22 protein-coding genes are annotated in these 26,499 nt (G+C 54.6%); 3 read left to right on the top strand and 19 right to left on the bottom strand.

Going from position 1 to position 26,499, the window contains the following annotated elements; genetic code table 11:
* Positions 1-200 precede the first annotated feature (200 nt).
* A complete protein-coding gene (locus tag NYE26_RS02555; protein ID WP_339253661.1) occupies positions 201-1,397 on the top strand; it encodes a nucleotidyltransferase family protein in 1,197 nt (398 codons plus the stop codon).
* Between the two features lie 62 nt (positions 1,398-1,459).
* Here the strand turns inward: NYE26_RS02555 and NYE26_RS02550 are convergent, their stop codons facing one another.
* The 7 genes from NYE26_RS02550 to NYE26_RS02520 form a co-directional block, all read right to left on the bottom strand.
* A complete protein-coding gene (locus NYE26_RS02550) occupies positions 1,460-1,951 on the bottom strand; it encodes a hypothetical protein (RefSeq protein WP_339253659.1) in 492 nt (163 codons plus the stop codon).
* Positions 1,952-2,044: 93 nt separating this feature from the next.
* A complete protein-coding gene (locus NYE26_RS02545; RefSeq protein WP_339253657.1) occupies positions 2,045-3,841 on the bottom strand; it encodes an ABC transporter ATP-binding protein in 1,797 nt (598 codons plus the stop codon).
* Positions 3,842-3,854: 13 nt separating this feature from the next.
* Positions 3,855-4,313 (bottom strand): lasso peptide biosynthesis B2 protein, encoded by a 459-nt coding sequence (locus NYE26_RS02540; protein ID WP_036730624.1) that lies wholly within the window; start codon positions 4,311-4,313, stop codon positions 3,855-3,857.
* Complete coding sequence (locus tag NYE26_RS02535) at positions 4,310-4,615, bottom strand: lasso peptide biosynthesis PqqD family chaperone (protein WP_036730627.1); 306 nt, start codon at positions 4,613-4,615, stop codon at positions 4,310-4,312. The genes NYE26_RS02540 and NYE26_RS02535 overlap by 4 nt, the downstream gene beginning before the upstream one ends.
* On the bottom strand, positions 4,612-5,550 hold the full coding sequence (locus NYE26_RS02530) for an aldolase (RefSeq protein WP_339253654.1): 939 nt from the start codon (positions 5,548-5,550) through the stop codon (positions 4,612-4,614). Before NYE26_RS02530 ends, NYE26_RS02535 begins: the two co-directional genes overlap by 4 nt.
* A gap of 138 nt (positions 5,551-5,688) precedes the next feature.
* Positions 5,689-5,814 (bottom strand): paeninodin family lasso peptide, encoded by a 126-nt coding sequence (locus NYE26_RS02525; RefSeq protein WP_036694602.1) that lies wholly within the window; start codon positions 5,812-5,814, stop codon positions 5,689-5,691.
* A gap of 28 nt (positions 5,815-5,842) precedes the next feature.
* Positions 5,843-7,768 (bottom strand): asparagine synthase-related protein, encoded by a 1,926-nt coding sequence (locus NYE26_RS02520; RefSeq protein WP_339253652.1) that lies wholly within the window; start codon positions 7,766-7,768, stop codon positions 5,843-5,845.
* Between the two features lie 270 nt (positions 7,769-8,038).
* On the opposite strand from NYE26_RS02520, the gene NYE26_RS02515 reads away from it, so the two are divergent.
* The gene (locus NYE26_RS02515) at positions 8,039-8,623 is read left to right on the top strand and encodes a GNAT family N-acetyltransferase (protein ID WP_036730637.1); all 585 of its coding nucleotides are present in this window, start codon (positions 8,039-8,041) and stop codon (positions 8,621-8,623) included.
* 59 nt (positions 8,624-8,682) lie between these two features.
* Positions 8,683-9,558, top strand: a complete 876-nt coding sequence (locus tag NYE26_RS02510) for a GNAT family N-acetyltransferase (RefSeq protein ID WP_339253650.1) — start codon at positions 8,683-8,685, stop codon at positions 9,556-9,558.
* A 365-nt stretch (positions 9,559-9,923) separates the two neighbouring features.
* Here NYE26_RS02510 and NYE26_RS02505 read toward each other — a convergent pair whose 3' ends face one another.
* The 12 genes from NYE26_RS02505 to NYE26_RS02450 all read right to left on the bottom strand — a co-directional run bounded on the left by NYE26_RS02505 (position 9,924) and on the right by NYE26_RS02450 (position 26,431).
* On the bottom strand, positions 9,924-10,580 hold the full coding sequence (locus NYE26_RS02505; protein ID WP_036730739.1) for a SprT family zinc-dependent metalloprotease: 657 nt from the start codon (positions 10,578-10,580) through the stop codon (positions 9,924-9,926).
* Between the two features lie 33 nt (positions 10,581-10,613).
* Positions 10,614-12,044, bottom strand: a complete 1,431-nt coding sequence (locus NYE26_RS02500; protein ID WP_339253648.1) for a hypothetical protein — start codon at positions 12,042-12,044, stop codon at positions 10,614-10,616.
* A gap of 185 nt (positions 12,045-12,229) precedes the next feature.
* Complete coding sequence (locus NYE26_RS02495) at positions 12,230-13,255, bottom strand: ABC transporter ATP-binding protein (protein WP_339253646.1); 1,026 nt, start codon at positions 13,253-13,255, stop codon at positions 12,230-12,232.
* On the bottom strand, positions 13,252-14,268 hold the full coding sequence (locus tag NYE26_RS02490) for an ABC transporter ATP-binding protein (protein ID WP_036730645.1): 1,017 nt from the start codon (positions 14,266-14,268) through the stop codon (positions 13,252-13,254). Before NYE26_RS02490 ends, NYE26_RS02495 begins: the two co-directional genes overlap by 4 nt.
* Entirely contained in the window at positions 14,235-15,194 is a 960-nt protein-coding gene (locus NYE26_RS02485) for an ABC transporter permease (RefSeq protein ID WP_339257296.1), read from the bottom strand. The genes NYE26_RS02490 and NYE26_RS02485 overlap by 34 nt, the downstream gene beginning before the upstream one ends.
* A gap of 59 nt (positions 15,195-15,253) precedes the next feature.
* The gene (locus tag NYE26_RS02480; protein ID WP_036730648.1) at positions 15,254-16,225 is read right to left on the bottom strand and encodes an ABC transporter permease; all 972 of its coding nucleotides are present in this window, start codon (positions 16,223-16,225) and stop codon (positions 15,254-15,256) included.
* 120 nt (positions 16,226-16,345) lie between these two features.
* The gene (locus NYE26_RS02475) at positions 16,346-18,091 is read right to left on the bottom strand and encodes a peptide-binding protein (RefSeq protein ID WP_339253643.1); all 1,746 of its coding nucleotides are present in this window, start codon (positions 18,089-18,091) and stop codon (positions 16,346-16,348) included.
* Between the two features lie 596 nt (positions 18,092-18,687).
* The gene (locus NYE26_RS02470; RefSeq protein ID WP_339257294.1) at positions 18,688-21,234 is read right to left on the bottom strand and encodes an ABC transporter permease; all 2,547 of its coding nucleotides are present in this window, start codon (positions 21,232-21,234) and stop codon (positions 18,688-18,690) included.
* Between the two features lie 13 nt (positions 21,235-21,247).
* Entirely contained in the window at positions 21,248-21,949 is a 702-nt protein-coding gene (locus NYE26_RS02465) for an ABC transporter ATP-binding protein (protein ID WP_339253641.1), read from the bottom strand.
* 174 nt (positions 21,950-22,123) lie between these two features.
* Positions 22,124-23,020, bottom strand: a complete 897-nt coding sequence (locus NYE26_RS02460) for an SDR family oxidoreductase (RefSeq protein WP_036730661.1) — start codon at positions 23,018-23,020, stop codon at positions 22,124-22,126.
* A 158-nt stretch (positions 23,021-23,178) separates the two neighbouring features.
* Positions 23,179-24,018: an aldo/keto reductase gene (locus NYE26_RS02455; protein ID WP_339253638.1), complete on the bottom strand. Its 840-nt coding sequence runs from the start codon at positions 24,016-24,018 to the stop codon at positions 23,179-23,181.
* A gap of 19 nt (positions 24,019-24,037) precedes the next feature.
* Positions 24,038-26,431, bottom strand: coding sequence for an NdvB protein (locus NYE26_RS02450; RefSeq protein ID WP_339253636.1), 2,394 nt, complete (start codon positions 26,429-26,431; stop codon positions 24,038-24,040).
* Positions 26,432-26,499 lie beyond the last annotated feature (68 nt).

Genomic DNA, 26,499 nt, shown 5'->3' with positions numbered 1-26,499 from the left:
CTCTCTTAATCTGCATTATAAGGGCAGCCGTCCCTGTGGAGTCAAGATGATTCTCTACTGGCAGGAATGATAAGTTCCGTGACGCACCTGGCGAAAAATTGACAAATTTCGGTTATCGATGGTACGCTCACTAATATCGTTCTTTTATATAGAACAAATCCGGTGCGGATCTGTTCACAACTCAGATAAGGAGCGTCCCTATGACTGACCGGAAGATTCTTGATCAGGCAAGCTTAACCAAGGAAGTACACCTTATTCTTGCACTACTGAATTCCGGAAGTCCAGATGAGACGGCGCGGAAGCATCCGCAGTTGTTCACAGAGGTGAACTGGGACTTATTCGTGGAGCTGAACCGTCAGCACAGGGTGTATCCCTACCTATATTCCAGGCTGAGCAAGATGGAGGAGCAGGTGATCCCTTCTGACGTTCTGGAGCAGCTGAAGTGGCAATACCGCAGGAATACGGTACAGATGCTCCACCTTAGCGGCGAAATGAGCAATATCGCAGGTCAGCTGGCCGAGCTGAATATCCGCTGTCTGTTCCTCAAAGGGCCGGTGCTTGGGCAGGAGCTGTACGGAGACCTGTCGCAGCGCACCTCCCGGGATCTCGACTTTCTGGTGCCGATGGAACAGCTGGAGGATGCCGAAACCTTGCTGATCCGGCTGGGCTATGAGAAGGAAGACAAGTTCGAGAGCCTGCTTGGCGACTGGAAATGGCGGGAGCATCATTCAACGTTCGTGCATCCTGTCAGCAACGTCAACCTGGAGCTGCACTGGCGGTCAGGACCGGGGCCCGCCAAAGAGCCTGCGTTCGACGAGCTCTGGCGTCATTCGCGGACCAGCAGCACCTTCGGCCAGAATGTCCGCTATCTGGGGCCGGAGGATCTGTTCATGTTCCTGGCTGTACACGGTGCCAGACATGCCTGGTCCCGGCTGAGATGGCTGCAGGACATCAAGATGCTGCTAATGGGACAGCAGCCGCCCGATTCCGCTAAGCTAGTCCGCTTACTACAACACTATGATCACAACGCCATAGGAGGACAGACGCTGATTCTGGCCAGAGAGCTGCTGGAGACGCCGGTTGACCCGGCGCTGTCCCCGCTGATGGACAACCCCAAGGCCCGCAGGCTGGCACAGGACATTCTGTTCTATCTTCCGCGCATCGTGAATTTGAATACCCCTCCGCTCGAGCCGGAGGTGGAGCAGCATTTCAACCGGTACCTTCCAAGCATCCTATCCACCCGAAGCCGGATGCTCCGCTCCGCCAGCTTCCTCTATCCCTATGCAGCGGATGCCAAGACCCTGCCACTGCCGAAGCCGCTGCATTTCTTGTATTTCCCGCTGCGGCCTTTGCTGTGGAGCTGGCGGAAGGTGACGGGTTCGGAGAAGGAGAATTAGCGGAGGCCCACCAATGCATATAGAAAGGCACGTGCTGCTAGTTAATTGCAGCACGTGCCTTTTTACGGTTTCGGAGCCGGGTGGCGGTCAGCCAATGTAATCGGTTTTTCGATTACATTCGGGCTACAACCTCTGCGCCCATCCAATGTAATCGGTTTTTCGATTACATTCAGGCCACAACCTCTGCGCTCGCCCAATGGAATCGGTTTTTCGATTACATTCGGGCCACAACCTCTGCGCTCGCCCAATGGAATCGGTTTTTCGATTACATTCGGGCTACAACCTCTGCGCTCGCCCAATGTAATCGGTTTTTCGATTACATTCGGGCCACAACCTCTGCGCTCGCCCAATGTAATCGGTTTTTCGATTACATTCGGGCTACAACCTCTGCGCTCGCCCAATGTAATCGGTTTTTCGATTACATTCGGGCCGCAACCTCTGCGCTCGCCCAATGGAATCGGTTTTTCGATTACATTCGGGTCACAACCTCTGCGCTCGCCCAATGTAATCGGTTTTTCGATTACATTCAGGCCACAACCTCTGCGCTCGCCCAATGTAATCGGTTTTTCGATTACATTTGGACCACACTCCCACTCAGCACCGAATGTGTTCGGTTTTTCGATTACATTCGCGTTTAAGGTATACCCTTATCCTGCCTCTTCCTGGCCCTTCAGCAATCGGTTGAACATGCCGCCCTTCTCCGAAGCCAGACCGCTGTAGACTCCCTGCTGGATGACCCGGCCCTGGTCGATGACCAGAATCTGATCGGCTCCACGGATCGTAGACAGGCGGTGGGCGATGACGATGACCGTTACGGAAGCCTTGATCCGCTCCAGCGCCTCTTGAATCCGCTGCTCGTTCTCAGTGTCGAGCGCACTAGTCGCCTCATCGAGTACCAGTATCGACGGCTTGCGGATAATGGCGCGCGCCAGCACCAGGCGCTGCCGCTCCCCGCCCGACAGGCGGACACCCCGGTCGCCGAGCAGTGTATCCAGTCCGTCCGGCAGCTTGCGGACAAAGTCCGCCGAGGAAGCAAATTCCAGCGCCTCCCACAGCTCCGCTTCCTCCGCATCCGGCTTGATCATCATTAGATTATCGCGGATGGTCGCGTTATACAGGAACGGGTCCTGTGCCACATATCCGATGGACCTCCGGTAGGACAGCAGCCGCTCCCCTCTGACCGGCTGACCATCCGCCAGAATCTCCCCGTTCTCCGGCTGCATCAGTCCCATGAGCAGATCAACGAGCGTGCTTTTGCCGGCACCTGAACGTCCAACAATCGCCGTCATCTGCCGGGCGGGAATCCGCACATTGACGTTCTGGAGCGAATATTGCGGCTCGTCCGCATGATAACGGAAATCGACATTCCGGGCCTCAAGGCCTTGCTCCAGCGTCATAGGCAGCACCCGTTCTCCGGCTTGATCCGCTTCATGCTCGACAGCGGCCAGACATTCTTCCTGCAGCGATTGCAGTTGTTTGAAGGATGGCACTACTGAGGCAAGCTGCTCCAGCAGCGACTGCAGCGTCGAGAAGGTCGGCCACAACCGGGTGAAGACGAGAATGACCAGCAGCAGATTCGGCCCTTCCACTTGCATGAACCGGAAGGATACGAAGATAAATACGGCAATCAGCAGCGTGGAAGACAGCTTATACAGGAGCTGGGAGTTAGAGCGCAGGCGCGTGTAGTCAAGCTGCTCCTGCTTCACCTCGCCGGTGAAGGCATGCAGCCATTCGAGGCGGGACTGCTCCAGATTATTGCTTTTGATATCCTTGATTCCGTTCAACTGATCGGTAATGCCGCCTAGATACGTCTTGCCCAGCTCTGTGCTGCGGCTACCCAGCCTCTTTGCCTTACGGATGAACCGCCGGGAGAAGATGGACAGCAGCGCCGCGCAGACGAGAACCGCGAGTGTCATCTTGGGGGACAGCCAGAAGGCAAAGGCAATCTGCACCAGGGTGAACAACAGCGACGTGAGAAACTGCAGGAAGCCGCTGATACCCGCCAGGACTCTGGCCAGCTCGGTGGTCATCATATTGATCAGATCAGAGGTGCGTTTTCTCAGAAAAAAAGACCACTGCGCCCGCAGCAATGCGCTATAAACCTCAACCCGCAGCTGCCTGCCATAGGTCTGCTGAATCTCGACATTGCGGATCGCCACGAACCTTGCGATCAGATTCTGGCAGAGCACAATTAGAACATAACTGCCCAGCACCAGCAGCAGTGCTGTGGACTGCGGCAGCTCACTGATGAATCCGAGCATGGGAAGATGATAGCCCGCCGCCGCGCCGCCCAGCTGAATGCCGGCCATGCCGAGCATGGGAACCAGCAGCAGAATGGCAGAGCTCTCCAGCAGACCGCTGATCACCATGCCAAACAGATTAAGATACAGCTTCATGCCCGACAACCGCTGAAGCTGCCGGACGTAGTAGATTATGGCTTGCATGGACCCACCTCGATTACTCGGCTTGTAACACCTTCGCGAACTTCTCCACCACCACGAAGCCCTGCATCGCATCATCCCCGGAGACATAATGGGATCCGCTGCGCAGCCAGGCGTGGGCAATCATTTGTCCCTGCTTATCGCGGGCGACCCCCATGTAGAGGGTGCTCTCAATGCCCCGCTTCTCCAGCATCTTCAGGGCGGCTACCGCCCGGACCATACAGGTGCTTTTCCAGGGAGTATAGCGGCTCATCACCCGGATTGCCTTGGTAATCTGCTGGATGCGGCGAAGATCGGAAGGCTTGGATACTGCGGGACTCTCCAGGGATTTCACCCCAAGCTGAGGGGCTGTCCTGGCAAAGGGGAACAACAGCTGGATTCGGACCAGCATCAGCCGCCATAATGTCTCGGGAAGCAGCGCAAGCAACGCCTTGTCATGCACCAGCAGAAGACGGAGCCTCCGGAGGGTCATCATGGTCCGCTAACGATGGAGACCAGATCCTCATTCAGCAGATTCTGTACAAAATCAATGACATCCTGCTGCGCCACCTCTGCTGGCACCTCAAAGATCTCCTGCATCTTCCCGGCAATCTGCCGAATCGATACCGGTGAAGCCAGCGCTTCCCAGATCTCACCGCCAACTTCGCCGAGGTTGTAGTATTTGCCGTTCTTAACATTCAGCATGACCTTCTCGCCGTCCATATCACTTGCGATATTGCCTTCCCGTTGAACCAGTACCGAATCCGGCGACAGCACTTCTGTAGTATTCATATTCATAGGTTCATCTCCTTCACCTTGGGCATAATCGTCTCCATAATCTTTTCCGTCTGCTGCGGTGCACTGAAGCCCTGCTCAGGGCGGGTCAGCCGGTACATCGGCAGCCGGTTTACGAACGAGGCCAGCAGCCCGAAGTGCCATTCTCTGACACCCATTGGGTCGACCAGCGCTTTTTGATAAGTATGATTGTATAAGGTATGAAGCCGGTCCAAGCCGCTTATTGCCTCTACGGCCACCGGCCCGTCCTGCACCACAGACAGTTCAAATATGCCGGCCAGCGGCAGCGGCTCACTCTGGAACCGGTCATGCACCGGTACGGCGAACTTGGTCTCACGCTGAAAAAGCGGACGGTACGCAGACGAATTCATTCCCAAATAGTCCAGGCTCTGCTGCCACAGCTTCTGCTGCGGATAACCTGGAACAGCCAATGGATGTCCATTATGCACCAACACGGGAATAACGTCGTCACTGACCAGGAGATGCCCCTGATCCATCAGATAGGAGGCAAGCGTGGATTTACCCGCACCTGAACGCCCCACCAGCGCATAGGCCTTATTGTCCAGCACAAGCGAGCTGCCATGCAGGGCCAGTATGCCTTTTTGCATCAATACTACACCCATACAGCTGCCCAGAATGAACAAGCGGATGCTATCCGGATCTGCGCCTGCTGCTGGAGAGACTGTAATCGTACTGCCATTCTGTATCGAAAAAATAGCGGTGCCCTTCACCATGAACATCACTTCATGCGCCGCGATGCCCAGATTCGGCGTAATCTTCGGTATCGCTTCCCATCGCTCCGCCAGACGGCCTTCAACTACCGACAGGCTCCCTATCCTTCCAGGGTGATCTGTACGGGGAAGTTCTGGTAGCGCGAACTCACTGAGGATTTGCAGGCCAAAAGCCTTATAACCGAGGCATTTCACTGTGCCAGCCATACTGCTCACTCCATCTCAGTCAATTTCACCCGTTGTCTTGCGGATGACAAGTGGAAACATTACTTCGGATAAAGGGATAGCCCTGATCCCCCTCCAGCAAGCTAAGAGGGATTAGGGCTGAGCGGTAATGCAGGAAGACTAGGAGTGACTAACGATTTCATCTGGATCGGCTTGGAACGCATCGGCAATGGATACCCCCGGGCCAGCCATAGTCATTTTCACATCCAACACTTCCAATGCAGGCTTGCTGTATTCCTTTTTCATCTTGTCACCCCCTTTCAAGAAACGTCCTTCAGGAGAGCCGCTTCAAAAAGCGGTAAAACACCAGTCCTCTTGTAAGAAGGCGGAAATCCGTGTTAAAGATTAATAATGGTTCGGGCTCACTACCCAGCCGGTCCAAGCATCCGGCGAGCCCGGGACGATTCAGATAAGAAGAAGTACGGGGGTCTTGCAGCATCTCCCTCAGCTCCTGCTGGAACCTCTGCCACTCGGGCAGCATACGTGTAATGCCGTCCGCCCCCTGGATACCGCGCCGGGTCTGGTTAAGCCTGACCTTATCCGGCAGCCGCCCTTCCATCGCCCGGCGGATGAGCGAGCGGTCCATTCCGTTCTGAACGTATTGCTCCTCAGGCACCGACATACAGAAGTTGATGACACGCAGGTCATTCGTCGCATCCCGGTCCCATACCCTGTACTTCAGCGACAGCTTGGTAGCCGCCGTTCCGTTCACATTCCAGACATGCGGCTGGCGGAAATGCTCTCTGCGGATATCGTACACGGTCTGGGAAGCAGGCGACTGGTCCAGCTCCTTCAGCCGCTCCTGCACCCCGGTCCGCCGGGCAAATTCAGGATGGATCAGCTCCGGCGCAGCCTCCTGCTTCCCGGCCATCAGCTGGCCCAGAGAGGGAAATACCTTGCGTCCCGCTATTTTCAGCATTCTTTTGCGGCTTACTCCCATCGAATGGCTGTACAGCTTATTCTCCCGGTAAAAGCGGAACCAGCGGAATTCACGCAGCAGCTTCGCCTGGTAATCCAGCGCCGGTCCCCAGGAGATACTCCAGTTGCCCCGCTGTCCGCTGAGCAGCACTCCGGCATTCTTCAGTCCGGCTTGTTCATATATGCCTTTGAGCCAATAGGAATTCTCTATGAATTTGTAAGGCATCTCCATAATATCGAGCCATTCGTCGATTTCGCCATAAGAGCTTCGGTCAGGAAAATTGTAAAAGCTAGGCTCAATGTTCCCGACATAGTCGATGGTCTCCTGAATATATGGACGCTCATCAGTCACCCGCTGGCCGAGCTTGAACCCTGTAAAGTGATCCAGAGGATACGAGCTGAAGGTGTGGAGCGGCTTGCCGGTACGGCGAAGCTCCTCCGCCGCAAAGCTCACCACCGCCCCTGAATCCAGTCCGCCGCTTAAGTTCGCACCAGCTTCAAGGTGGGTACGCAGCCGGTCCCGGACGGCCCGTCCGAACACCTCACGGAACGCTTCCTCATACTCGCCATTGCTGCGCAGCCGGAGTGGAGACGGTGTCTGGAAGGTGTAATACCTGGAGAAGGTAATCCCCTGCGGGCTGACTGTCATCGAATGCGCCGGGGGCAGCTGCTCCACACCCTCATATACCGTGGAGAACATATCCCCGACATCCATCCGGCCCTGGCCCGCCAGATATTCCGAGATCCAGCCTTCATGCAGCGCGTGTCCTCCATCCATTAGCGTGAATAGCGGATGAATCACGGTACAGAAGGAGAACTGTCTGCCTGAGCGGTGGAAGTACAGCGTCCGGCTCCCCGAGAAATCCCTCGCTCCAAACAGCGTCTGCCTGCCGGCATCCCAGATCATGAAGGCAAAATCTCCGACCAGATGCACCGGAGCCTGATCTCCCCATTTCTCATAGGCCAGAAGAATCAGCAGGCTATCCGGCATCGACTCCTGATCCTCCCGGACAACCTGAAGTTGTCCGTAGAGCTCGCTGCGGTTATCGATGATGGCATCCGCTACGATCGCCAGCTTCCGCTGCGGATCATAATAGGGAAGCACCTCGCCCCGGGACTGCGGGGTAATCCACTGTGCGTGGCACCCGAGGAACAGCCCCTCCGTATTCCAGCCCCGGGCATCATCCGCCGGATAACGCTGCAGCTCCTGCATCAGGCGCGGGCCGAGCTCCGGGTCCAGCGGCCCATGCTGCATAGAATAGATCCCGGCGATTGCACTCATGGGTTACCTCCAGCTGTCTATAATTTCGCTACCGTTTCAGTACTAGGTTCATTACAACAGGTTCTTAATAGTGAACACTTCTTATTACCTAAGATAACGTTCTTGCCATTAAATGTGAATAGTACCAGAGAGTACTTTTAGGTATCCTTTAGCGTATTGACTTTAGTTAAAATCTATGGTATTAAAACCCTGAAATATGACCTATGGTATATAATGGCTTATACTGAAAGTAACTGATTCACCAAATACTCTCTATAGGAGCTAGATTTTATGAACAATTATTCAATAGACCCCATCCTGATTCCCGTACCGGAGAGCTTCGAAAGCAGCCGCCTGCAAATCCGTGCAGCACGCTGGGGGGACGGCCCTGCTGTAAACGAAGCCGTTCGGCAAAGTGCCGCTGAATTAAGCCCTTGGATGCCCTGGGCCCAGCGTATCCCTTCTGTAGATGAATCGGAGGTGTCCATCCGGAAATCACGGCTGCAGTTCCTGGAACGCAGCGATATCCGGCTGCTGCTCTTCCATAAGAAGACAGGGCAGCTTATCGGGAGCAGCGGCCTGCACCGGATCGACTGGCAGGTGCGTAAATTTGAAATCGGATATTGGGTACACACCTCGTTCGCCGGTCAAGGTTACATCACGGAAGCGGTGAATGCCATTGCAGATTTCGCCATACAGGAGCTACAAGCTAACCGGCTGGAGATCCGCTGCGATTCCCGCAATACGCAGAGCGCACGCGTAGCCGAACGTACTGGCTTTACGTTGGAAGGTATTCTGCGCAATGACAAGACCGATGTACAGGGGAGCTTGAGAGACACAATGGTCTACTCAAAGGTTCGCGGGGTTGAATATTAAGGGGGATTTAGTATAGTTGGGGTTAAACTTTTACCAATACACCTAAGGAGAAACTACCTATGAATACTCTTCAATTTGTCTACAATTATAAAGATCATGAGCCGCTGCGGAACAGCTTTTTGGAGCTGGCAAAAGACACGTTCGAGCTGGAGCTGGAGCGCTGGTATGAGGAGGGCTGCTGGACGGATAAGTATGTCCCTTATTCTTATGCGGAGAGAGACCGGATCGTGGCGAATGTCTCGGTGAATCTCATAGAGCTAATTATTAATGGAGTGAAGTCCCCTGCTGTGCAGATCGGGACGGTGATGACTCATCCTGACTATAGAGGACGCGGCCTGTCTGCACGGTTGATGGACAAGGTACTGGAGGAGTATGGGCAAGCGTGTGAATTCATGTATCTTTTTGCCAATGAGTCAGTCTTGGAGTTCTATCCTAAGTTCGGCTTCCACCCGGTGGAAGAGCAGATCTTCTCCATGGCCTGCCCCGGGGGCACTGCCGGATCTGCGCCAATCCGCAAGTTGGATCTAGCCGACCCGCGTGATCTGAGCCTGGTCTCTTCTCTCGGAGCGCAGCGGGTGCCGGTATCTGAGCGTTTTGGCATCAGCGGCGCCCATGGCCTGCTAATGTTCTACTGCCTGAACGTGTTCAGCGATCAGCTCTACTACCTGGAGGACGAGAATCTCATTGCCATCTGCCAGCAGGAGAATGGGCAGCTTGAGCTCTTCGATCTGATTAGCACACAGCCCGTCTCCTGCCGCGACATCGCCCTGAAGCTTGCGGACAGCGATACGGAGACGATCGTCTTCCACTTCACCCCGGATGAACCCGGCCTGGAGCTGTCAGGCAGCAGACATTCAGAGGGCCTATTCGTCCGGACTCAGGGCGGGCAGCATTATCCTGCGAACGTCAAGCATCCGGCTACTTCCATCGCCTAGTGAAGCATCAGATTGCAATATGTGAGAACAGCTTAACTAAGTCGCTTGTTGAAGGTTTGCCATGCCCCGATGAAGGTACAAGTGGTATGCTTAATTGCAATCCGTACAACTAAATCGTCTGATGTGCCGCCATATCTCCGTTTAGCTGTATTTCGTACAACTAAAATGCCCTCTGCACCGGGTTCTCACCCATTCAGGCGGATTTAGTTGTACAGACTACATTTAAGAGAGGAATTCTTTCTTTTCCACTGTTTTTAAGTGTACAGAATACAACTATCACCGAATGTTCGCTTCGGCGAAAGAACGATAGTCCATACATTACCGCATCTTTAGAATGAATTCATTTCTTTTATAGGTCACATAGGTCACAGCGTCATGAACTGCCCCTGCCGGGCCAGGTACGCTTCCTTCTCCTTATAGTCCGGCATGATACTGCCCAGGCGCCGCCAGAAGGAACGGTCATGATTCATATGCAGCAGATGACACAGCTCATGAATGATGACATAGTCAATCACTTCAGGCGGCGCCATGGCCAGGCGGTAATTGAACGTCAGCTTGCCGTCAAAGCTGCAACTCCCCCACTTGGTCCGCGACTCCACAATCTCCATACTCTTCGGCTTCACTCTGAGCTGCGTCTGGTAGGGCTTGATGCGCTCTGCGATGATTTTCTTCAGACTGGCTGTATAGAATTTCTTCAGCGCAAGCTTCAGCTCCTCCGCATCCGCCTGCCGGTCCCCAATCAGCTCATGCAGCGCATATTCCTTCCCCAAGTACAAGAAGGCTTCTTCGTCGCCCTCATAAGCCTTAACCCTCGGCACCTGCCGGGCTGCCGCATTGCTGCGCAGCTTCTCCAGAATCTTCGGGCCTAGACTTGCTACCGCACCGAGGATCGCCTCTTCACTCGTTCCCTTGGGCGCCTTAACGGTAATGAGGTCCGAGCCGTCCACCGTTACGGATAGCTTCTTGCGCTTGGCATACTGGACATGTAACGTAACCATCTGATCTTCTAGTTGAATCTGCATAGCCACCATCGTTTCTGTAATTTCTAATACACACTAATATACCGGATAACCGGATACAAACACTGCCAGATACAGCAGACCCCCCGCAATAAATAGCGTAGTGAGCAGGATATCCTTCCATTTCTTATCCTCCGTCAACAACACAGCCGCGAACGCCAGCGGAAACGCAACAGCGAAATAACGCGGAGCAGACAGCAGCCAAGTCGGGGCCACTACATAGACGAAATAGGCGATCATGTACGCCATGTAGGCGGGATTAAGCTTCTTCGTACTGCGGAGCATCATGAAGAGAACCAGGAAGATCGCACACAAATTCGGCAGCCACAGCCCTAAGAACGACCGGTAATCGGCATCCTTGAAGGTATTCACCGCATATTCCATCTGATATCTCGCAGTATCGAAAAAGAAGTAGAACCGCTGCGACCAGTGCTCCCGCTGATAAATACTGAACTGGAACGCGTTGCCCGTCACATTGTAATTGATGTAGAGATAAGCCAGCAGACCGAACGAGACGCTCACCAGGGAGAGAACAGCCAAGATCAGCTTATTCGTAAAAGCCTTCCGGTCCATTGACCTGTAGCCAGCGGCCAGCTCCCGGGCAAATTCCACGGCAATCGGCACGGCCAGCAGAATCCCCGGGGAACGGGTGAATCCGGCCAGCGCTGCACAGAGGCAGCCCAGCAGCCATCGCTTTTTGCGCACAAAATACAGTGCCATCAGGGAGAGCAGCAGGAACAGCGCCTCTGTCATGGGAAGGAAGAAAAAGAAGGCCGACGGGAAGATGAAGATGTACTTCACTACCCGCAGGGCATTCCTGCGCCCCATATCCAGCCGGGCCAGTTCATAAGCGAACAACGCCGCTGCAAGCGTGCAGAGATTGGCCACGGCAAATCCTGCAGCCATATAATTGCCTGTGAAGAACTGCGCCAGCTTGATCATAACGGGAAAGAACGGCAGAAATACAATATGAAATCTGGGATCTCCTTCCGTCACATACCACCGTTCGGCAATGCCCAGGTAAGACATCGCATCAATTCCGCGGATATGCCACATCTCAATGAAGCGGGAGAACAGGCTGCCGGAGCCTCCCTCCCGAAGCACCCAGAATACATAAGCCGCAAGGATTAGCAGCACCCGGCTAGCGATCACCCACAGCACAATCTTCCACCAGATCCGCTGCCGTTCCTCCGGGGAGTCATCCGTATTCACCGTCCGCAGTGCGCTTGGGCTATTGATGTACCCGGTTATAGCGGGGATGGCCCGCAGGCCCGTCCAGATAAACAGGGCCAGACAGAGCAGGGAAGCCAAGGCCCCCGCCAGGGTCCAGGTATGTACCGACACTGCCCATACCCAGACAGCTATTATCATAACAAGGATAAAGAGTGCTGAAATTGCTGTATTGACCTTTTTCACCATAGCCTCCGGTTCCGCAAGCTTTGCGGTATTGATTAGTCTTTTTCTCATTTTCTTATAGAAACGCCTGTAGCACAATGATTAGTTTGAAGCGGAATTACAAAATAACCCCACAAAGCGGGGCTTTAGCTTCGATGATGACCCAGGTACTTTGCGGGGGCCCCAAAATCAAAAAAAAGGAACACCGCGTAAGATTCAGCAGCGTTCCTCTTCGGTACAGCATAGGTACTCGTTGATCAGGATTTCGGAAGCAACGGGAAATGACAGGCTACCGGACGGCCCGGCAGGACCTCTTCCAGCAGCGGCTCCACTAAGCGGCATTTGTCCTGGACGAACGGGCAGCGGGTATGGAACCGGCAGCCGGAGGGCGGATTAGCCGGGGAGGGCACATCTCCCTCCAGCATAATGCGCTCCTGCTTACGCCTTGGCGTAGGCTTGGGAATGGCCGAGAGCAGGGCGGCAGTATACGGATGCAGCGGGGCCGCGAACAGTTCCTCCGTCTCTCCCACCTCCACCAGCTTACCCAGGTACATGACCCCAACGCGGTCAGAGATATGACGGACTACGTTCAAACCATGCGCAATGAACAGGAAGGTTAAGCCCAGCTCCTTCTGCAGCTTCATCAGCAGGTTAATGACCTGGGATTGCACGGATACGTCCAGCGCGGACACGGCCTCATCGGCCACAATAAACTGCGGATTCAGCGCAATCGCCCGGGCGATGCCAATGCGCTGGCGTTGTCCGCCGGAGAATTCATGCGGATAGCGGTTCCGGCGGCTGGCATCCAGACCCACCAGCTCCATCAGCTCGACCACCCGGGCATCGATCTCCTTGCCGGACATCTTCCAGTGAATGCGCAGCGGCTCGCCGATAATATCCTTGACGAGGAAGCGCGGATTCAGCGACCCGAACGGGTCCTGGAAAATAATCTGCATCTCTTCCCGCAGCTTCCGCATGTCACGCGAACCCAGCGAATGGATATCCTGGCCCTTGAATAGCACCTGCCCCCCGGTCGCACTTTGCAGCCGGAGCAGTACCCGTCCGAAGGTGGATTTGCCGCAGCCGGATTCCCCGACCAGCCCGAACGTCTCGCCTTGGCGGATCGCCAGATTGACCCCATCCACCGCCTTAACCTGCCCGACGGTCCGGTTAAGCAGACCCTTGGTGATCGGAAAATACTTCTTAATATCCTTAACCTCCACCAGTACTTCTGAGGAGGCAGCTACCTTACGATCTGGCTTGGCCAATGTCTTGTTCATCATGCGCGCTTCGCCTCCCCGCTGGTATACGCTGAAACCGGCTTATCCTTGAACAGCCAGCAGGCGGCCCGGTGATCATCAGAGATCAGGAAATCCGGCGGCTCCTGGCTCCGGCAGATGTCCATCGCATGCGGACAGCGCGGATGGAAGCGGCAGCCCGCAGGCAGCTGTCCTATCGGCGGAATCGTTCCGCTGATCGTATAGAGCTCGCCTCCCCGTCCGCCTTCGAACCCCGGAATCGACTGGAGCAGACCTATCGTATAAGGATGACTGGGATGGTCGAAGATCTCTTCCACACCGCCTTCTTCCACGATAGCGCCCGCATACATGACAGCAATGCGGTCCGCCATTTCAGCGGCAACTCCCATGTCGTGGGTAATCAGCAGGATGGACATGCCAAGCTCTGACTGAAGCTTGCGCAGCAGGTCCAGAATCTGCGCTTGGACCGTAACATCAAGTGCGGTGGTCGGCTCATCGGCAATCAGCAGCTCGGGGTTACAGGCCAGTGCAATCGCAATGACTACGCGCTGGCACATCCCGCCGGACAGCTCATGCGGGTACTGCTTCGCACGGATCTCCGGTGCCGGTATGCCCACCAATCTAATCAGATCGACCGCCAGCTTCAGCGCTTCTGCATCCTTCTTATTCTGATGCAGCCGCAGACTCTCAGCAATCTGTTCCCCTATGGTGAAGACCGGATTCAGCGAAGACATCGGGTCCTGGAAGATCATAGCGATCTGGTTGCCGCGGATCTCCCGCATCTCCTCCTGGCTTTTCGCCCCCAGATCCTGTCCATGGAAGTCAATCTGTCCATCCAGGATCATACCGCCCGCATAATCGATCAGGCGCATGATCGCCAGCGAGGTGACACTTTTGCCGCTGCCGGATTCGCCTACAATACAGACTGTCTGACCTTTATTCACCGTAAGGGAGATGCCGTCGGTTGCTTTGAGCAGTCCCTTCTCTGTCGCAAAGCCGGCGGTTAGTTTCCGGATTTCGAGTAGTTTTTGCGCCATTGTTCCAGCCTCCTCCGGGATTTGGTCACTTGCTGTCTGGGATCAAGGGCATCCCGGATGCCGTCGCCGATAAAGTTAACCGCCAGTACGACCATCAGGATGCAAAAGCCCGGATACACCGCCTGCATCGGATCAATCAGCATGAACTCCTGGGCGTTACTGAGCATCAGCCCCCAGCTCGTAGCCGGAGCCTGGATACCAAGACCCAGATAGGACAATGCGGATTCACTGAGAATCGCGCCGCCGACCATCAATGTGGCATTAACAATGATCGGGAAGCTCGCATTGCGGAGCAGATGCCGGAAGATGATTCCCCAGCTGGATACGCCGATGGCTTTGGCCGCCTCCACATACTGCATTTCCCGCAGCTGCAGGAAGGTTCCCCGGACCAGCCGGGCAATACTCATCCAGCTCGTGAACGCCAGAATCAGGATCATGAATTCAATCTTTGTTCCGAACAGCGCCATTACCAGGATATTCAGGAACAGAGACGGTACAGAGTTCATGACGTCAACAATCCGCATGAATACCGTATCCACGAATCCGCCGAAGTAACCCGAAATGGCTCCGACTATCGAGCCGACCAGCACGGATACAAAAGCAACAGAGAAACCAATAAGCAGCGAAATCCGCGCACTATACAGCAGTCTGCTTAGAATATCGCGGCCCAGCTCGTCGGTGCCGAGGGGATGTCCCTCCGCCCCCGGCTTCAGGTTGGCGAACATCAGATCAATCTTCTCCGGCCCATAGGAGGTCAGGTACGGTGCGCAGATCGCCAGCAGGACAAAGATAAGCAGGACGGCCAACCCGCCCATGGCAAAAGGATTGCGTGAAAACTTCTTCCACAGCACTCTCCACGGGCCGGGAGGTCTGTCCATATCCACCACCGGAATTTCCGGGTCGGTCCCGCCCGGCATCGGACTCATATCGGGCGTTCCCAGCGGCTTGGAGACCTTCCCTTTGATAAGCTCTGTATTATCTGTACTCATGCTGCCTTCCCCCCTTGCTTGCCGAGCTTCACCCGGGGATCAACTACGACATACAGTATATCTGCCAGCAGATTGCCAATGACGACCATCACAGCCGTGACGATAGTCACAGCCATCAGTGCCGAATATTCGCGTGCAGTGGCCATCTCTACGAACCAACGGCCCATTCCCGGCCAGTTGAATACATTCTCTGTTAGTGCGGCCCCTCCCACCAGGATCGGAAGATCAAGGCCTAGTATTGTAATAATTGGAATTAGTGCATTGCGCAGGGCATGGCGGAAGACGACTTTCCGTTCCTTGACGCCTTTGGCCCGTGCCGTCCGGATATAATCCTGATCCAGCACCTCCAGCATACTGGCCCGCGCATACTTCATATAAGAAGCCAGGAACCCAAGTGCCAGTACCGTTACCGGCAGCACCAGATGCATGAATAAATCAGCGATACTGTCTTCCTTGCCTCTTGTATGCATATCCGACAATGGGAACCAGTCCAGCTTGAGCGACAGCCACTGCTGCAATAGAATCCCGAACCAGAAGGTCGGCATGGCGAAGCCCAGATAAGAAATGAACGAAGCCGTCTGATCCGATAAACCATAGACTTTGGTACTATTGTAGATTCCCCAGGGGATTGCGATCAGCAGGGATACCAGCCAAGCCGCACCCATCAGGATTATGGTATTGCCGATACGCGGCCAGAGCAGGTCCGAGATCGCAATATGGTTCTTGAAGGTATACCCCAGATCCCCTTGCAGCAGGTCGCCGATCCAGTGGATATACTGGATATGAATCGGCTGATCCAGACCCAGATTCTTGGCTTGCTGCTCGAAGATTTCGGGAGTCAAGCCCGGGGCCAGCATCACTTGTGTGGGTCCGCCCGGAGCCGCATGGATGAGAAGAAAGGTTAGTATGGTAATCAGAAAGATGACCAGTACCGATTGAAGCACTCTACGTATCAGGTATTCTGTCATTGGCTATCCTCCTAGAGATGGTAAGGCGATAGATTACGGAGGCCCCCCATTTATACAAAAGGGGGAGGTGAAAGAGAATTCTCTTTCACCTCCCGCAAGTCTATTCAGTTAGTCGGTACGTTACTCGGTTACCCACCATTTGATAGCGTGGAAGAACTGTCCGTAGCCCAGTGACGGCTCAGGAGCATCCTCCTCTGCCCAGTGCACTCTAGGTCCTGTTCCGATCGCCTGACCATACTGATACAGGAATACATAAGGAAGGTCGGTTGAAATTTCCTTACCTACTTCTTTGTAGATTTCTTTGCGCTTAGCCTGATCTACCGTAGAATATCCGTCTACCCACAGCTTATCCAGCTTCTCATTCTTATACCAGCCGCTGTTCTGTCCGGCAGGCGGGAAGTACTTGGAGGAGAAGATGCTCTCTGCATCCGGGTCTGGTGTATTCAGGGACCATGCCAGCAGCAGGGCCTGATATTTACCCGGCGTTACGTTCTGGTCAATCCATGCAGCGAAGTCGATCGCCTTAGGCTTCACCTCAATGCCGACATCCTTCAGGTTCTGCTGGATAACAGCAGCTACCTGTTCACGGCGGCTGTTGCCGGCATTATACTGCAGCTCGAAGGAGAAGCGGTGGCCGTCTTTGACCAGAATGCCGTCCTTGGCATCCGCAACCCAGCCGTCTTCAGCCAGGAGCTTCTTGGCCGTTTCAGCATTGTAATCATAGTTCACAGCAGCATCACCCGGGTCAGCCCACGTATCCGGCAGGAACGGCGCATTCATCAGCGCGCCTACGCCCTTCAGGATATTATCCACCATTCCTTGTCGGTTCAAGGCATGGGCAATCGCCTGTCTGGTCTTCTGTCCCTGGAACAGGCCGTAGCCATCCGGGAAGTTCTTGCCGTCAAAGTTGAAGTTAACATATTCGTACTGCGCGCCCGGCTTCTGGATGATATCGATTTTCCCGTCAGCCTTAACTGCTTCAACCTGGGTTACAGGAATCGCACTGATATGATCCGTGTCGCCCTTCATAATCGCCTGAACCTCAGTGTTCTGGTCAGCATAGATCTTGTAGATCACCTGAGCGATATGAGGCTTCACGGTTCCCCAATAGTTCGGATCAGCATCCAGGGTATGGCTCTCGCCTTGCTTCCAGGCTGTCCACTTCCACGGTCCGCTTGTAACGGTCTTGGCCGGATCAGTACCATAGGGGTTCTTCTGCATTTCGGTCGGCTTCACATCCTTCAGGACATGGGCTGGAACAATCTCCTGGACCAGCGCATACAGGAACGGCGCATAGACTTGGGACATTGTGATCTTGACGGTGTGGTCATCCACCTTCTCAACACTCTTCACCTTGTCAAAGGCACTGATCAGCGGAGAGCCTGTCTCCTTATTCTTGGCCGTTTCAATGGTATAGATTACATCATCTGCAACGACGGGCTGACCGTCACTCCATTTGGCGGTATCCTTCAGCTTCACAGTATAGGTCAAGCCATCTTCAGAGATCTCCGGCAGCGCGGCAGCCAGCGACCAATCCTCTGCCTGTACATTGCCTTCACGGTCGAGATTGTACAGCTTGGCGAAGACGAACTGGGCCACATCACCAGACGCGGTGTCATTAACTAAGAGCGGATTAATATTAACAATATCGGAGAATGAGCTTGTAACTAGTGTTCCGCCGTCAACCGGCGCGTCAGCTGCAGGTGCTTCCGTAGCATCAGGCGCCGCACTCTCTGCCGGTGCTGTAGTGGCTGCAGGCGCATTTGTTGAAGAACCCGCAGTGTTATTCGTACTGCAACCTGTAAATAGAACCCCTACCAACGATAAGACTAGTAAACCTGACCACCATTTTCTCTTTTTCGCCATTCCTTTACTCCTCCTTAGTTAAGTGCTTGTACCTGCTCTTCAAAGCTTCTCGGGAGACTGGGATGCTCCGGATCGTTATCCGTCTAAGACCACTAATGACCGCCTACGCATTACATGTGACATAACATCACACCTAATATATATTGTAGAAATGCGTTGAATAGACCGCGGGTCAATTAAGGTCAGGGATAACATTCCCGGCGGGAAGCCTCACAACTTCCCTCATAAATTATGGTTTATATTACATGTGAATATATCTTACGTCAATATATTTATTTACCGCTGTACAATCTTACTTTTTTGCTCCTGAAACATTTACTTCCAATGTATCTTGAAATAACTGTAAAAATACCTTTTACACATTATTATAATAAGTTTAATCGGGTTAGTTTTAATGACACTTTCTTATCATTTTCGCGATTTTCCGACACTGTTCGTCATATTTTCGTATGTTTCAGCGCTAATTCCCCAGCCATCGGTTCCTTTTCAGACACAAAAAAGAAGGATAACGGCTCCGGGCTCCCTCTGCCCTCGGCTCATTATCCTTCCTTGTATGCTGATGCTTTTTTTATTTTTTTGACAAAATCGTGACTGAACTACTCTACCGACTTCAGCGCTTCAATCATATGAATCCGCTTGAGCTTGATGTGCATGAAAGCCATTACGATGCCTGAGAATAGTATGGTCAGCAAGGCTGCATAGATGTAGCTCTGCCACTTGATGAGCGGAGCGAACATGGTAGCATCCAGCTCGGCAGTCGACAGGACGAACCGGTGCAGGATCACCCCCAGGGCACTGCCGGACAAGATACCAAGCAAGGTCAGCAGAATATTTTCCCGGTAAATATACAGAGTGACTTCCTTATCATAGAAGCCGAGCACCTTAATCGTAGACAATTCGCGGACCCGCTCAGACACATTGATATTAGTCAAGTTGTACAGGACCACGAAGGCCAGCGCGGCAGCAGAGACAATCAGCACCACAATGACGATGTCCATACTGTCCATAGTTTCCTCGAAGGCCTCTCCCACACCGCTGGAAAAGCTGACCAAGGCCACCTGCCCATTCGCAGTCAGCTTCTCCCCGAAGGCGCTCTCCCACCCTTTATCCTTGCCGCTGTAGTTCAATAATTGAGTATTATAGACCGGCTCCTTGCCGAACACCTCCGTGTAGTAAGCCGGGGTCATGTATACATAATGCAGCACATAGTTCTCGGTGACCGCCGCTACCTTGATCTGGAATGGCTCATTGTTGCTGTCCAGAAGCGTCAACGTACCCCCGGGGGCAACATCATACAGCTTAGCCAGCTTCTCTGTAATGACCGCGCCCTCGTCACTCAGTACACGCGGCTTACCGGTGCTGCGGTCCTTAAGATTAACGAAAGACGCCAGTGCGGTTGTATCCGAGGGAACAAAGATCCGCACTTCCTGGTCGTTCACGCCTTTGGCCCGGGCGGTCACAGCCTCCTGCAGCACATTCAGCGTGCCTGTCACCGCAGTCTCCTGTTCAATCAGCTTCTTATAGGAAGCCTGATCTGCGGCGGCTGCATTATCATGCAGGGCTACCAGGGCACTGTATTTCATAATCCCGCCGAACTGCCGCTCGGCGATGCTGCCGATGGAATCCTTCAGTCCAAAGCCGGTCAGGATCAGCGCGGTACAGCCTGCCACCCCGATAACAGTCATGAACATCCGCTGCTTGTAGCGGAACAGATTGCGGGCTGTCACCTTTTGCACGAAGCTGAGCCGGGTCCACAGGAACTTGAAGCGCTCCAGTAGAATCCGCTGCCCGCTCTTGGGTGCCTTGGGCCGCATCAGCACAGACGCGTTGCTCCGCAGCTCCACCCGTGAAGCGACCATGGCCGTCATCGTTGTACAGATTAGCGCCACGACTATAGAAATAACGGCGTAAGAAGGGTAGAAGCTCTTGATCACATCCGGCAGGTTATAGAGAGAGCTGTAAGCATTATAGATCAGGTCCGGGAAGAACGTGAAGCCGACCACCAGACCCGCGATGGATGCCGCTAGGCTGGCAAGTGTTCCGTACACCAGAAACTTGGTCATAATGTCCATAGCACCGTATCCGAGTGCCTTCAACGTCCCAATCTGGAGCCGCTGCTCCTCCACCATGCGGGTCATCGTGGTTAAGCTGACAAGTGCTGCAATCAGGAAAAAGAATACCGGGAAAGCCGACGCAATCGCGGACAGACGGTCCGCATTATCCTTGTATTCGGCGTATCCCGGGTTCATTGTGCGATCGGCCACATATACTTTAGGCAGCTCCGGCTGGCTCTGCGCCGCTGTCTGCTGTTGTTGCTGTGAGGCATCCGCTGCCTGCTGGCCCGCAGCCAGCTTGGCGGCCGCTTCCGCCTTCAGCTCCTCCAGACGCTGCGCCGGGTAATCCTTGAGCGCTTGCTCTGTCTCTGTGAGGTGGCGCTCAACCAACGTGTCATAGGCCGGAGTATAGGCCCTCTCCGCAGCCGTATCCTTGAAGCTGAGATAGGCCTCCGTATACACCGGAAGTGTGAAATCCTCTTCCGGGATGACGGCGAACGCATCGGCAGTCCCTTTGCCGATCCGGCTCGTTCCACGGTTCGCGGTCTCAATATATTGTGGGCTCTGCGCGAAGCCTACTACCGTATAGGTCTTGGTCCGGAAGCTCTGTTCAGGCGTCTCCCCGGCCTCGCCGCCGAAGATAATGGAATCGCCAAGCTTGAATTTCTCCTGTTCGCGCAGGTGTTCATCCAGTACAATCTCTCCAGAGGCTGCCGGGAGATGCCCGGCGGTGAGCTTGTAGCCGTTCAGTTCATTATTGTCCGCATACGAATAGACCTTGGCAATCAGCCCGCTGTCGCCAAGAAAGACATCGGAGCTGTATACAGGCTGAACTGTCTGCACCCCGGGTATCCCCCGAAGCTTCTCGATCCCTTGCTCTGACAGGCCGTAAGTGGACTGGACCCGCAGATCCATCAGCCGCAGATCCTTATAATACGTCGCTGCGGTGTCCAGCATATCCGGCCCGGCCGACTTGATCCCGGAGAAGAAGCTGACCCCCAGCATAATAATCGCAAAGATCGAGAGGAACCTCGCCTTGGTGCGGCCGATCTCCCGAAAAACATCCTTCCATAGTGCCCGTTTCTTCATCATTCCCGGCTCCTTACCATTCGATATCTTCCACGGATACCGGCGCTGGATTCTTCACCATTTTCCGTACCTTGGCGTTGTTGATCTCAATGACCCGGTCGGCCATCGGAGCAATCGCCAGGTTATGCGTGATCACAATCACCGTTGTGCCGGTGTCGCGGCAGGTATCCTGCAGCAGCTTAAGCACCTGCTTGCCGGTATTGTAATCGAGCGCACCGGTCGGCTCATCACAGAGCAGCAGCTTCGGCTGCTTCGCCAGCGCTCTGGCGATAGCCACGCGCTGCTGCTCCCCGCCCGAGAGCTGGGCCGGGAAGTTATTCAGCCGCGCGCCAAGGCCCACATCCTCCAGCACCTTCCGGGCATCGAGGGCCCGGGGCGAGATCTGCGAAGCCAGCTCGACATTCTCCAGAGTGGTCAGATTAGGGACCAGATTATAGAACTGAAACACGAAACCCACGTCATTACGGCGGTAGCCGGTCAATTCCTTGGCGCTATAACGTGCGATGTCAGTACCGTCCACAATGACCTGGCCTTCGTCGGCGGAATCCATCCCGCCCAGTATGTTAAGCACCGTTGACTTTCCCGCCCCGCTGGGCCCTACAATTACAGCAAATTCACCCTTCTCGATCTCGAACTCAATGCCGTCGTTGGCAACAATCAGGTTCTCCCCCATCTTATAGCGCTTATATTCGCCCTTCACCGTTACGAATGCCATGCCGTCTCCTCCTGTCTTCTCCACAAACCGCTAATGCACCAGAACTGGCAGATACGATTTCAATTCCATGACTCAAGTGTAGCACATGAACCCCCTATGATGGCAAAAGTGGGGTCACAGCAAAAAACCTCCTGACGGAGGTTCCTGCTCAAGCGTGTTGTTACTCATGCTTATTTATGGGGTCGGCATTCCGCCGTTGGCATTCAGGGTCTCACCGCTGACATAGCTTGATTCCTGGCTGGCCAGGAACACATAGGCCGGAGCCATCTCAGCCGGTTGGCCGGGGCGTCCCAGCGGGGTCTTAGCTCCGAAGTCCTTCAGGACTTCCTCCGGCTGTCCCCCGCTGATCTGAAGCGGAGTCCATACCGGTCCAGGGGCAACCACGTTCACCCGGATTCCCTTAGGGGCCACCTGCTGGGCAAAAGCTTTGCTGAAGGTATTAATGGCACTCTTCGTGGTGGCATAGTCCAGCAGAATCTCTGAAGGCTCGTAGGCCTGAATCGATGAGGTATTAATAATTGTACTACCAGGCTTCATATGCTTCACCGCTGCCTTGCAGAGCCAGAACAGCGAGTAGACATTCGTCTTGAAGGTAGCATCGAACTGTTCTGTAGTCAGGTCGGCGATGTCCTTCACGAACTGCTGCTTACCGGCAATGTTAGCCAGGATATCAATCCCGCCCAGCTCTTCTACGGCCTTGGCAATCAGCTGCTCGCAGTACTTCTCGTCCTTCAGATCGCCCGGCAGGGCCACCGCCTTGCGTCCGGCTTCCTCGATGAGCTTAACGACTTCCTTCGCATCAGCTTCTTCCTCCGGCAGATAGGCCAGCACCACATCGGCGCCTTCACGGGCATAAGCAATCGCTACCGCCCGCCCGATTCCGCTGTCCGCTCCCGTAATGACGGCCTTCCGTCCGGTGAGCTTCCCGCTGCCCTTGTAGGTGCCCGCTCCGTCATCGGGACGCGGGTGCATTTTCGTCTCTAAGCCCGGACTGGGCTGCTGCTGCTCGAATTCAGGCGTAGCCTTTTCATATTGCTGCACAGGATCTTGAATCTTATATTGATTACTCATGATAATATTCCTCCTCTGTTCGCTTCTGATTGTGTAGGCTTCTGACTCTTTCTATGTAACCAGCTTCCCTTTTTCTTAAACGAATTATGTATGAGCGCTGTAACAAAACAATAGCCCCCTGCCAAAGAGCAAGGGGCCATAACTATAACATCAACGCATCAGAACTCTTCGTACACGGCCGGGTCCTGGTCCCACAGCGGTCCGGTGGACGGGAGTTCCGCAATCACCTTCATCTCCGCCTCCGATAACTCGAAGCCGAAAATCCCTAAATTTTCCCTCTGATGCTCCTCCGACTGCGATCTTGGAATCGGAACCGCTCCCAGCTGCACATGCCAGCGCAGAACAATCTGTGAGACCGATTTGTCATGGGCTGCGGCGATCGCAATCAGCTGTTCATTCTTCAGCAGCTCCGTGCCGCGTCCCAGCGGACTCCAGGATTCTGTGACGATTCCGTGCTGCTCATGATATGCGCGCTGCTCCGCCTGTTGATAGAAGGGATGCAGTTCAATCTGGTTCATAGCCGGTACCACCCCCGTTTCCTTGATCAGGCGGTCCAGATGCTCCGGCAGGAAGTTGCTGACGCCGATCGAACGGATCAGCCCTTTTGCCCGCGCATCGATCAGCGCCTGCCACGCCTCCACATACAGGTTCACCTTGGGATTCGGCCAGTGGATCAGATACAGGTCATAATAATCGAGTCCGGCCCGGTACAGCGATTCCTCAATCGTCTCGACCGCTTCATCATACTTGTGATGGCGTCCGGGCAGCTTGGATGTAATGAACAGCTGGTCTCTGGGTACCCCGCTCTGCCGTACCGCTTCCCCGACAACGCCTTCATTCTCATAGTTGAATGCCGAATCAATCAGACGATACCCCAAATCCAGGGCAGTCCTCAGATTCTGCATGCCCTTTGTACCTTTGATCCAGGCCGTTCCGTAGCCAATCGCAGGCACCTTCATCCCATCGTTCAGCAGTACTTCCGGAATATGATTCGTCATGTTCATGCGCCTCCTGTATTTAGATAGTAACAACCCCAGCCGGAATCTTAACCAGCACCTGATACTGCTTACCCGGTTTCAGTTCCTTCAGAACACCATCTTTCACAAGCTGTCCGTCCAGATATACCTCGATTGCCGCTACGCCGGACTCACGCTTCATCTCAATCTGCAGCTCAGCGCCTCTGAAGCTGCGCTTCACGGTGGCCTCCTGCCAGCCGGAAGGAAGCTGCGGCTTCACCTGCAGCCCTTCCCGGTTCCCTTGCAGCCCGAACAATCCGTCGATCAGACAGCGGTATACCCAGGGAACGGTTCCGGTATTGAACAGATGGCTGGAGCGTCCGGCAGTCTGCGGGAATTGCTTATACGCGCCCCGGTAATAATTAGGAATGAACACCGGGAGCTGGCCCCGCCGGATGATATCCTCGATATCGGGCCCGGGGAGCATTTTACGCAGCAGACGGTACGCGTGGTCCTGCTCACCCACCGCATACAAGCCATAGATATAGAAGGCTGCGGCATGGTTATAGACTGCGCCGTTCTCGGCTGTCCCTGGATGCTTCTGGGTCACCCGGCCCACATCCTCGCGCATGGCGGTATAGGACGGGGCGAGCTTTTCCACTCCATACGGGGTCTCCAGCTGTTCATGGACCGACTTCATCAGCTTCGCCCGCTTCTCCTCATCGGCCGCACCGCTGAGCAGCGCCCAGCCCTGGGGATTAATGAAGATCCGGCCTTCCTTGTCGCTGCTGATTCCGAACACCACATTGTCATCTGTAATTCCCCTCGCATACCACTCGCCATCCCAGAAGTACTGATTGACGAGCGCGTTCGTCTCTTCTGCTGCATGGCGGAAGGTCTTGGAGATATCCGTACGGCCGCTCCGCTCACAAATATCCGCCCAGACCATACACGCATACGCGGTAGCGATGGTCAGCCAGCCGGACACGCCTTGCCCCCGGTACCCTACCATATTCATCGGGTCGCACCAGTCCCCCTGATTGATATAGTTCAGGCCGCGCTCATCCCGCTCATGCAGCAGCCACTGCACCGCCCGGTCGATATGCTCATGCACAGGTCCTGTCTCCAGGCCGCCCGCATACGATACTTCCTCATCCAGAATGCTGTAATCATCGGTCTCATCCAGATAGGTACTGAGGCAAATCGGCAGCCAGACACAATGGTCTGTATGCGGAACCTGATTGATATATTTCAGTTCAGCCGCTTCATGCAAAATAATGCCGTCCGGCATCGCTCCGCTGGCCTCCTGCTGGCTTAAGGCCGTCAGGAACGCTTCTCTTGCCGTCTGCGGCTTAAGATAGCTCATCCCCATATTATCCTGCAGATAATTCCGGGTCTGCGGGTCGGTCGTCAGGCGGTTGGTCTGCCCGTGATAGTACATCTGCCGGGGCAGCCAGTGGTTGACCAGATTGTCGAGGTCCGCATCCGGGGTGGAGATCTCAATGCTCCCTCTGCCTTCCGCAATGTACTGCGCATATTCCCGCTCGGCGCGCACGAATCCGTCCTCGCCTGCCGCATCGGTATCCAGGAACAGCTTCCGGCGGATCTCCGCGATTCTCTGCTCACTCCGGGCCGGGCCGAAGACGAAGCGGTATTCACGTTCTTCCCCCGCAGCCAGATCCAGACTGTATTGCAAAGCGGCGACCGGGATCTCATAACGGGCTTCGCCTTGCGCCAGCCGTTCGCTCTTAAGCGCGGACGGCGAGCCGATTCCGCCTTCGCCCTCGAAGGCTTCCTGATTCACTTCCCAGGAGGCCGGGGCATGGTCGGCCAGCAGGAAGGTTTTGTCCTTCAGATGCTTGATTTTGTCGTAATCCTGATATTTCTGATAAGGTGTGACCGCTGTAGCCACGATTCCCTGCAAGGCTTCCTTATACTCGCCGGATTGATTCATCCATGACATGTAGCCGATGGTGAAGTAGGGATAGATGCTGATCCTCCGCCGCGCCGCAGACAGATTGGTCACCTTCACCCGCCACAGCTCCATTGGCTCATCCTTAGGCAGGCTTAGCATCATCTCTATCGCGATCCCGTTCTTCTCGATGGTCCATACAATATTATGTTTACCCACCGCAAAAGTGTAATGATCCGGAGGGGTGCGGACAGGCTCATATGGGGCAGAGAACAGCTCTCCGTTCTCCTCATCCTTGACATAGACGAAGCGGCCGGGGTGATGGGCATAATAAGGCTGCTCCGGCTGCATGAACGTCTTGGCCTCCAGATTCGGCGCATAGGAGTACTTGGCCGGCTCCGGCTGCATGAACTGGGCTACCGCATAGCCCCGGCAGTTCATATGAATCATCATCTGTTCATTCCACAGAAACCCCGAAGCTTTGGGGAGAACGGTGGGACTGGACAGCTCAAAGTATTCGTTATCTTCAGATGCTCTTATCATTCTCTTGCCTCTCTTTCCGGAATAAATATCCATCATTCTAGTAATCTTTATTCAAGAATACGCTCTCA

Source organism: Paenibacillus sp. FSL P2-0136 (assembly GCF_037975325.1).
Lineage (GTDB): Bacteria > Bacillota > Bacilli > Paenibacillales > Paenibacillaceae > Paenibacillus_AQ > Paenibacillus_AQ silagei.
This window is presented reverse-complemented; position numbering and strand designations above follow the sequence as displayed.